The sequence below is a fragment of the Methylobacterium sp. B4 genome, assembly GCF_003201865.1.
Taxonomy (GTDB): Bacteria; Pseudomonadota; Alphaproteobacteria; order Rhizobiales; family Beijerinckiaceae; genus Methylobacterium.
On record NZ_QJJJ01000044.1, the window covers coordinates 1 to 9,279 of the forward strand.

A 9,279-nucleotide genomic window follows, 5' to 3' on the forward strand; every position below is an offset into this window, starting at 1 on the left:
CGCGTTCAGGCGCTTCTCAACGGCGGAGTGCCGCAACTATCTCGCGGCCGCAGGCTACGACGCCTACGATCCAACCTGATCGGATGCCGCTCTAGGTCCGGCGCTCGGATCCGGAGGGGTCTATAGACACCCCTCCGGAGTACTCCGCTTTGTGCCTGCCAAACTCCACAATCCTCCACTTTCCTCCGCTTCCGCTAAGTCACTGCAACAAGCCACATTTCAGCCCCTCCGCTTTTGCTCCAGAGCGCTCCGCTTCGTTTAGGCGACGCTCAGTGGAAGACGTTCGGGAGGGCGGAGTTTCCTCCACTTTCGAAACCGGAGTTTTCCGGAGGGATCGCACTGAAGTAAGCGGCGGGATCGTCAGTCGAGCGTCGCGCCGGCTGCCATTTCCCTCGGCCGACGCGAACGATGAGACGTTTCTCCTCCAGCATGCGGAGGTGATAGCGCGCCTGATCGCCAGTGGTACCGTCGCCTAATTCCATTCCAGGGGCGGCCTGGGCCGCTGCAACGTCGGCTCATCATGATGTTCGTGCGCCGGGCTGCAGGGGAGACGGCGCGGTCGGAGCGATCCCGGCGCGCGGGCCACTCTGACGGCGTGAACTGCAGTCGTCGTGGTCTCCGGGGCATAATGGGCCTCCTCATGCTCATCGGTCGGGGCAGCAACCGCACGCGGCATGTCCAACCAATATCAGCAGTATGGCCGACAAAACGAGCTGAGTCAAGATTATAATCCTATATCATACTATGGGGCGCCCCGACCTTGCGCCCTAGTAAGCAGCGAGATCGATGCAATCATCCTCATCCGGCGCCGATCAGCCGCGCTTCGCGCCCCGAGCGGTCGAAGCTGGCGCTGCGTATGCGTTTGAAGTAGCGCGCCGCCGCGCGGGTGCGCTACGGCTACCGCCAGCTGCACATCCTGTTGCGGCCGGAGGGCTGGGCCGTAAACCACATGGGCTACCTCAGCCCTGTCGAGTTCGAAAACCGAACCCAATTAGAGCTGTTCCCGGTCAGGTAGCGACGGCCAAGTCGTTCTCGTAGCCGGCTGCGGCGAGGTAGTTGCGGCACTCCTGCGGAGTGAAGCGCGTGAATGCCTGGCCGATCGCCGCCCCCTGCCACGGCAAGTCCTTGAACGTCCGCCAATACCTGCTGTGGACCCGCGCCGAAGCACGCCCGCAGGCCTGACAGCAGGCCTGGGCTGCCATGGTTCGGGCGGTGATCAGCAACCCGACCGTGTCCAGCGTCAGATCATCGACCTGAACGCCGTCCGGGACCGACGGCATCGACGAATTCGAGATCGGCATCGTGCTGCCCTCGAGCCACAACGTCGATCAACGCTTGAACCGCCCGCCAGCACAAAGTGCGAATGAACCCATTTTCCACGCCGATACCCAATCAGCACTACCGACAGGCGTGCCGCTGCCCTACACGCTTGATCATTGCTTTCGGACCGACGATCGTGCGGACGCTGATCGCGGAGCTGCCCGAGCTTGGAAACCTTGATGGAAAGCAAGTCGCCGCGCTGGTCGGCTTAGCCCCTTGGACGCGACAATCCGGTCGGTGGCGAAGGAGGAGCTTTATCGCGGGCGGTCGCGCGCCTGTCCGCACGGCGGTGTTCATTACGGGCCGCGACATTCGGCAGCTTCCGCTCGCATTCAGCCGATCTTGCGCCGCTCACCCCCGTATGGGCGGTCGATGAAGGCGCTGGCAGGAGCGGCGAAACTTCAGACAGCAAAGCGGGCGAATGCGCTGCTTGGTCTGCGGCAGCTTCGTCGGTCAAAGCCTCAACGTCGTTTCCGTCCCGGCTACGGACATCGCGTGCTCCCCTCTGAGATCAATCAGACAGATGTTCCACCCCGCGATTAAGGTCATCAAAGTCGCGCGCCAGAGATCTATTGCAAGTGTAACTTGATGTACGCAGCTGCTAACGCAGGCTGACAAATTCCGGCAAGCGAAAGGCAGTTTCTCTGCCTTTATGACAAGCAACAATCATCTGCGTTGACTGCGCCAGATTCACGATTGAATGCGAAAGAATCGACATCTCCGACAGAACGAAGTTCGAAAATTCTACGGTAGACCACTCCAGCAGGTGACTTTTATTGATAGGAGGACCATTTCGCCGCGATGCGCCCTTTTCCGACAACAATTCAAGGGCAGGAGTCGACAATACAAAGATCTTTCCATTGGAGCTTGCAAATCTCCTGAGAAGTCGCGATGGATCATCTAAGTGTTCCAAAACGTCCGAGCATATCACTAGATCAAAGTTCAAGTCTACCTCTTCAATTGACGAGCCATTTAACCAAGTTCGTGTTGGATACCTCTCTTTAAGAAAGGATAAGGTGGGCTCGATCTCGAGCCTTAATGTTTCATATTTAGAAAGGAACTTCATAAGCTTATAACCAGATCCGCAGCCGAAATCGGACACACGGCTAAATCAATTTAGAGCCGCAATACGCCGTGCATTTAAATATACTGCCTTCTGCTAATGATCTCTCTCGGTGCGACCGTCGTCGGCCTGCAGGTCTTGTTGCAAGCAGTAATCCGGCCGAATTTTGTGCCGGGATTTCCATGCGATAGTATTTGCGCTCTCCATCATTTTGTCTCACTTTCATTGCCAGCGATGACCATCCGATCGAGTGCGATATGCTGAACGGGTAACTATGAAACAACTTCGCAGTATAGATCGTACACAATAGGCTATCGCTAATGAGGCAAAGTGACCCGCCATCATTGAACTTTATAGACAGATATCGATTCTATCCATGAAACTAGGATATCGAGCGAAGACTCGACCGAAATCAGGCATGACAGCATGCGCGGCAGAAGCAACCAAAAGACTCGACTCCTTATTGCGCCGAATAAACAAGATAGTGTCCTGTGCCACTATATGCTTCACCCCCGCAATTGCGGTCTCCACATTGAATGCCCAGTCTTCGTAACCAACTCCATTCTTTAAATCATTTCTGACGTAAGGAAAATGAATAAAAGTATCTTTTTCTGCAAATACCGAGGATGTCCATAGGTTCTCTACTAGTAACCTGCTCAATTTGATGCAATCCTTTCGCACATCAGGGTGCATCCAGAAATATCGTGAGTAATCGCGCCCAAAAAACAGATTAAATTTAGGGTGAACTATGCAAGGATTGGAAAATTGCTTCGCTTCGCGGTATGCTGCGACCAACCAATTGCGACAGCATAAATCATCACCATCCAAGAATGCTATATAGCGGCCTAATGCGCAGCCAACACCGTGATTTCTGGCTGCTCCTAAATCTCGGACGTTAGTAAGTTCTATACGAGCATTAGTCTCGAACCTCTTAGCTGCTGAAATCGTGATGCTGTCGGGGTTGTCCAATATCAACACGAGTTCTGCTGCCACACCAGCCTGATTAGCCGCTTGGACAGCGGTTAACGCAGTCTCGATGCTAGGCAAGCACAACCTTCCTTCGCGATGAAGGTTAACAATGAAAGATACTTCCAAGGGTCTCATTCTACGTACCCGTTTAAGATCTTGCTTGCTACTTCTGCGGCAAATGTCTCACGACTATGCCTTGCTGATACCAAACTTGTAAGAGTTCTTGTTCTTGTGCGGGCCAGCTGAAGATCGCTGCAAAGCTCAACAATTTTATCTACATAGGCAGTGACGCAAGAATGTTTTGAAACGAGCCAGCCCGTCTTATCGTTTATAAGCTCTGAAATACCGCCAACATCTGGTGCGACGATAGGCAACTCAACCGCAGCAGCTTCTAACAGTACATTAGGGAGGCCATCCCATTCTGCAGTGTAAAGGAATAGGTCAAAGCTCTCAAAAGGCAAAGAGTAAAAGCCAGAAAATTTTCCGAAAAAAGTAACATTTTTCGGGAATACATCGATTGATAATCTCACGTCGCTCTCATCACCGCCCGCGAAAGTAAAATGTAACTCCGGCATGTTTCTTGCAATCTCGATCGCTAAACCTAGTCGCTTTTGTTGCGAAAACCGCCCAGCCCACAAAACATTCCGCGGAGTTCGCTTCCATCTTTCATTGGTTTCGCTACCTTCCTTCGGGATGTCTATCGGCTGGTATAAAACGACTATTTTCGCCGCATCTTTATCTTCCATTCTTAGATCGGAAATTAGCACACTTTTAAATGCGTGATTATCAGTGATAATTTTATCTACGAAGTCTATAGCACGAGGGAGGTGTGTCCTCGCAAATCCGGCGCGCCTACCATATCCGTCATAGTCGTAGCAGAAGCAGGCCACGCTAAGATTGCAGAATTCTCTCAGAACTTTGCCGTGTCGCTCAATTAGGCCCCAGCCCAGGTGCGAATTGACGACGAAAATGCCCTTCAACTTTAGCATTCGCAGAAACACAGCTGCGACAAGCGCAGCCGAATGATCCGAAATCAGATCAACAAAGTTGGACAAATCAATAATTACGAACTTTTTACCGTCAAGCCATTGTTCTGCAGTGCGGTCACCGTGGCCGGTGATAATGATGACTACCTGTTGCACTCCTTCATTGTCGGAAAAGGAATTGCTTATGTTGACGAGCACTTTTTCTGCTCCGCCAGCCGTCATGGCGTCAGTAAAGTGAACAAATGTCGGTTTAAGTAAGTCCACAGAGTTCGTTAGCATCGACAGCATTTGCTCTTCAGCAGATTCAATTTTCAGACGATCAACTCTTCCAATTTCATCAAGTTTTTGCCAGGGAGCAATTACGTCCGGATCTAGCATTCCAATGTGCTCGACTTCTTCCTTGATATTTTCGATCGAAAGTGACTTCCCGGTTGCTAATCTGCCTTCGCCGACCCCCCATCTGACGTAGTGGTAGAATGGGTGTGAGCCTCTGACGTCTGGGTGCCGATCGCAATACTCAATGGCGTTGAATTGCTCTGACGGTTCGACTGCCAGATCGGCATCGAAATAGGCCTCAAGCACGGTTCTATCATCCGGACACTCGCCTGCAAGTTGGCCTATAACATACTTCTCATCGAATAACTTATGTGGATTCAAAGTTCCCTTTTCGCTTGTGATATACGAAATAAGAGGGTTTTCGGGACTGTGAGTTTGGGACCTGACAAAAGCGCTATCAAATGCTGGGTGCGGGTTTCTATTTTCTCGTGCGCCATGTTCGATAAAATGGTGCAATGCCGATACACCAGCATATCCGACATCTCTATAAATATCGTGATAGTAATGGGTGTCGAAAAGTCGGTGAGGCTTAAGACGCAGTTTGTCGCCAAGCGTGACGTAGTGCCAAACGGCGCGTCGCGCATCAACTTTGATCCCGGCCTTGGACGCCTGATAACTGTAATACTGTTTGTCGAATAAAATTGTTTCCTCCAGGGCGCAAATTTGTTTATATAGCTTCCTTTTTAAGACACTGTAAGGAATATATTGCCGCAGCTGATCTCGACGGACTCGCCACCTTTTCATAGCTTCACCAACTTTCTCTCGGCAATTTACTTAGTGTGATGTCGGCCGTATGGCATCGAAATGGGTCATTTATTGCCCTTTGCTTAGAGAGACTGTAGAGATTTGTCGTATTTCATCGCGACGGTCCGCATGCGGTCTCTTGGTCCGCTTTCCCTTGCACATCATGTAGAGGGCGTCCGGCCGGTGTCAAAAGCGGTTCCGCTTCGCCAGGGTATCCTCCCAGGCAAGCGCCTGGGCGACGATGACGTCGAGGTCGTCGTACTTCGGGGTCCAGCCGAGTTCGTTGCGGATGCGGTCGGCGCCGGCGATGATCTGGGCCGGATCGCCGGGCCGGCGGGGCGACAGCCGCACCTCGAAGTCGCGGCCGGAGATGCGCTTGACCACCTCCACCACCTCCAGAACCGAGTAGCCACGGCCGTAGCCGCAATTGACGGTCAGGCTCTCACCGCCGCGGCGCAGGTGATCGAGCACGACTATATGCGCGTCCGCCAGGTCCGAGACCTGGATGTAGTCGCGCAGGCAGGAGCCGTCGCGGGTCGGATAGTCGGTGCCGAACACCTCCAGATGCGTGCGCTGACCGAGCGCGGCCTGCGTCGCGACCTTGATGAGGTGGGTGGCCGCCGGCATCGACTGGCCGGAGCGCCCGCGCGGATCGGCCCCGGCCACGTTGAAGTAGCGCAGCACCCCGTAGGTGAAGCCGTGCGCGGCGGCCGCGTCGGCGAGCATCCACTCGCTCATCAGCTTCGAGCGGCCGTAGGGGTTGATCGGGTTGGTGGCCAGCGTCTCGGGCACCGGCACGATCTCGGGCTCGCCGTAGACGGCGGCCGTCGAGGAGAAGATGAAGTGCTTCACGCCCGTGCGCGCCGCGGTCTCGATCAGCGCGCGCGTCTTCACGGTGTTGGCGAGATAGTAGCCGAGCGGGTCGGCGACCGATTCCGGCACGACGATCTTGGCCGCGAAATGCGCGACCGTGTCGATCTGGTGGCGCAGGATGGTCTCGGTGACGAGGGCTTGGTCGGCCACGTCGCCGACGACGAGACGCACTTCCGGAGGCAGGACCCAATCGTAACCGGTCGAGAGGTCGTCGAGGACCACGACCTCCTCGTGGCCGGCATCGACCAGCGCAAGCACCATGTGGCTGCCGATATAACCGGCGCCGCCCGTGATCAGAATCGCCATCGTTATTCCTCCTTTACCGATAGAGTCTATCGAGTTTGATCGGCACCGCGTAGACGATCGGCGCGATCACCGGGTCCACGTCCGACATGGTCAGCGTCGCCAGCGTGTCGAGCCCGGCGGCCGCCGCGCCCTTCGCGTCGCCGACGAGGATGATCTTGCCGCCGCGGGCGGCAACCTCCTGCATGTTCGAGACAGTCTTCTCGAAGATGGCGTCGTGCGGCGCGATCACGATCACCGGCACACTCTCGTCGATCAGGGCGATCGGCCCGTGCTTGAGTTCACCCGCCGCGTAGCCCTCCGCGTGGATGTAGCTGATTTCCTTCAGCTTGAGCGCGCCTTCGAGCGCCATCGGGTAGCTCGTGCCGCGGCCGAGATAGAGCACGTCGCGGGCCTTCGCGATCTCGCGGGCGAGCCCCTCGACCTCGGCTTCCATCTTCACCGCCTCCGCCATCAAGCCGGGAGCGGTGATGAGCGCATCGACGACGGCGCGCTCGCGCTCCGCGCTCAGGGTGCCACGGGCGCGCCCGGCGGCCAGCGCGAGGCAGAGCAGAACCGTGAGCTGGCAGGAGAAGGCTTTGGTCGAGGCGACCCCGATCTCGGGCCCGGCGAAGGTCGGCATCACCGCCGAGGATTCCCGAGCAGTGGTCGAGGTCGGCACGTTGACGACCGCCAGCGTGTGCTGGCCCTGTGCCTTGGCGTAGCGCAGCGAGGCGAGCGTGTCGGCGGTCTCGCCCGATTGCGAGATCACGAGCGTCAGCCCGTCCCGCTCCAGCGGCGGCTCGCGGTAGCGGGTCTCGGAGGCGACGTCGATCTCGACCGGCAGACGCGCCAGGGTCTCGAACCAGTATTTGGCGACGAGGCCGGCATAGTACGCGGTGCCGCAGGCGGTGATGGAGAGGCGCGAGAGCCGGGCGAAGTCGAAGGGCAATTCCTCCTGCAGAACGACCTGACCGCGCGCCATGTCGATGTAGTTGGCCAGCGTGCGGCCGACGACCTCGGGCTGCTCGTGGATTTCCTTCGCCATGAAGTGGCGGTGGTTGCCCTTGTCGACGAGGAAGGCCTGCGTCGCGATTCTTTGGCGCGGCCGGCGCACCACGGCACCGGTGATGTCGCGGATCTCGGCGCCGTCGCGGGTCAGGATCGCCCAATCACCCTCTTCGAGATAGGTGATCTGATCGGTGAACGGCGCGAGCGCGAGCGCATCCGAGCCGAGATAAGTCTCGCCCTGCCCGAAGCCGATGGCGAGCGGCGCGCCGTGGCGGGCGCCAATCAGGAAATCGTCCTCGCCCGCGAACAGGAAGGCCAGGGCGAAGGCGCCGTGCAGGCGCGGCAGCGCCGCCTCGACGGCAGCCACAGGCCCGAGCCCCTGCTCCATCAGGTGGCTGACGAGCTGCGCCACGACCTCGGTGTCGGTCTCGCTCTCGAAGCGCGCGCCCGCTGCTTCGAGTTCGCTCTTCAACTCGCGGAAATTCTCGATGATGCCGTTATGGACCACCGCCAGCCGCTCGGTGGCGTGCGGGTGGGCATTGGTCTCGTTGGGGCGTCCGTGCGTGGCCCAGCGGGTATGGCCGATGCCGATCGCGCCCGGAAGCGGCGCCTGGGCCAGCTTGAGCTGCAGGTTCGAGAGCTTGCCCTCGGCCCGGCGGCGGTCGAGCCGGCCGTGATCCAAGGTGGCGACGCCAGCCGAATCGTAGCCGCGATACTCGAGCCGCCGCAGCGCCTCGACCAACGCGTCCGCGACCGACTCACGCCCGACGATGCCGACGATTCCGCACATGGCCGATCCTCAAACCGTCTGTTCGTCGCAGTTCCTGCTGAGGGACAGCTGCGCGTGCCCGGCCTGCCGCCAGCAACGGCCGGACGCAAGAGCCGGACCTTGGGCGTGGCGCGAGAGCCGGCTTGTAGCGGATCGCCGCGCGACAAGGCTAGTACTACAGCCGAGTTTTGGTTGGCCTACGCTTTTTGATTGGTCGTTTGGCCATTCGGGTCCGGCCGTGCCAATGGGCGCGTCTTGCCCGCTGATGATGGCGTCGTCGCCAGACGGACCAGCGCAGGATCGCGGCGCTATCAGGCGGAGGCTGACCGACGAGAGCGGCCAGCAGGTGACGGATCTCGGGCACGGTCAGCGGCAGCAGATCCGCGGCGAGGTTGGCCGTGACCACGCCCCCGATAGCCGCCCGGCGCAGGACGGCGAGGTAGGTGTGGGCAGCATCGCCAGGGTGACGTGCCGGTGCCAGCCGGGATACGATCGGACCTCGTATCGTCGAGCCCGACCTCGCCTTGGCCTGCTCGAAGCAACTCTCGATGGTCCAGCGCCGGCCTGCGATCCGCAAGAGATCGCACAGCGGCGTGCCGGTCGGCGCGTGGGTCAGGTAGAAGGTCGTCTCGTCCGGATCGGCCAGAGAGCGACGAACCAGAAGCGCGCACTGGAAACCGGGCGCGGCCCCTCGATAGGGGACACAGGCCTACTCATACAGACGCGGCCCCTTGGCACCGTCGCCCGCGCTCAGGCGCTGCCAGACGGGCGGGTTGCCCTCGGGCTGCGCATCGACCTGATCGGCAAACCAGTTGGCGACCGGGCGCATGGCTAGGAGCCTGTCCGAGTAATCCTCTCGACGGCGAGGCTGGGGGGTGATTCACTCGGCTCATGGCCAAGGTGTTTCGCTCCTGGAACGTCGATCA

At 58.3% G+C, this 9,279-nt stretch carries 3 protein-coding genes and 5 pseudogenes; 2 read left to right on the forward strand and 6 right to left on the reverse strand.

Features of this window, described 5'->3' with window-relative positions:
• Positions 1-817: 817 nt before the first annotated feature.
• Positions 818-949, forward strand: a pseudogene (locus BY998_RS24950) (IS3 family transposase); the annotation flags it as partial.
• Positions 950-1,007: 58 nt separating this feature from the next.
• Here the strand turns inward: BY998_RS24950 and BY998_RS24640 are convergent.
• Positions 1,008-1,136 (reverse strand): annotated as a pseudogene (locus BY998_RS24640) (IS630 family transposase); the annotation flags it as partial.
• 308 nt (positions 1,137-1,444) lie between these two features.
• Between BY998_RS24640 and BY998_RS23575 the strand changes: the two are divergent.
• Positions 1,445-1,618, forward strand: a pseudogene (locus BY998_RS23575) (transposase); the annotation flags it as partial.
• A gap of 1,116 nt (positions 1,619-2,734) precedes the next feature.
• On the opposite strand, the gene BY998_RS23585 reads toward BY998_RS23575, so the two are convergent.
• The 5 genes and pseudogenes from BY998_RS23585 to BY998_RS23605 form a co-directional block, all read right to left on the reverse strand.
• Complete coding sequence (locus tag BY998_RS23585; RefSeq protein WP_181425612.1) at positions 2,735-3,430, reverse strand: glycosyltransferase family 2 protein; 696 nt, start codon at positions 3,428-3,430, stop codon at positions 2,735-2,737.
• Positions 3,431-3,483: 53 nt separating this feature from the next.
• The gene (locus BY998_RS23590) at positions 3,484-5,418 is read right to left on the reverse strand and encodes a glycosyltransferase family 4 protein (protein WP_110354121.1); all 1,935 of its coding nucleotides are present in this window, start codon (positions 5,416-5,418) and stop codon (positions 3,484-3,486) included.
• 186 nt (positions 5,419-5,604) lie between these two features.
• Positions 5,605-6,597: a UDP-glucose 4-epimerase GalE gene (galE, locus tag BY998_RS23595; RefSeq protein WP_110354119.1), complete on the reverse strand. Its 993-nt coding sequence runs from the start codon at positions 6,595-6,597 to the stop codon at positions 5,605-5,607.
• A gap of 31 nt (positions 6,598-6,628) precedes the next feature.
• Positions 6,629-8,374: pseudogene (glmS, locus tag BY998_RS23600) on the reverse strand (glutamine--fructose-6-phosphate transaminase (isomerizing)); the annotation flags it as partial.
• Between the two features lie 176 nt (positions 8,375-8,550).
• A pseudogene (locus BY998_RS23605) lies at positions 8,551-9,200 on the reverse strand (IS701 family transposase); the annotation flags it as partial.
• Between the last annotated feature and the right edge of the window lie 79 nt (positions 9,201-9,279).

Bases quoted from the DNA above. Each gene is read 5' to 3' on its own strand.
- BY998_RS23590 (WP_110354121.1), bottom strand. From the start codon at position 5,418: ATGAAAAGGTGGCGAGTCCGTCGAGATCAGCTGCGGCAATATATTCCT.
- galE (WP_110354119.1), bottom strand. From the start codon at position 6,597: ATGGCGATTCTGATCACGGGCGGCGCCGGTTATATCGGCAGCCACATG.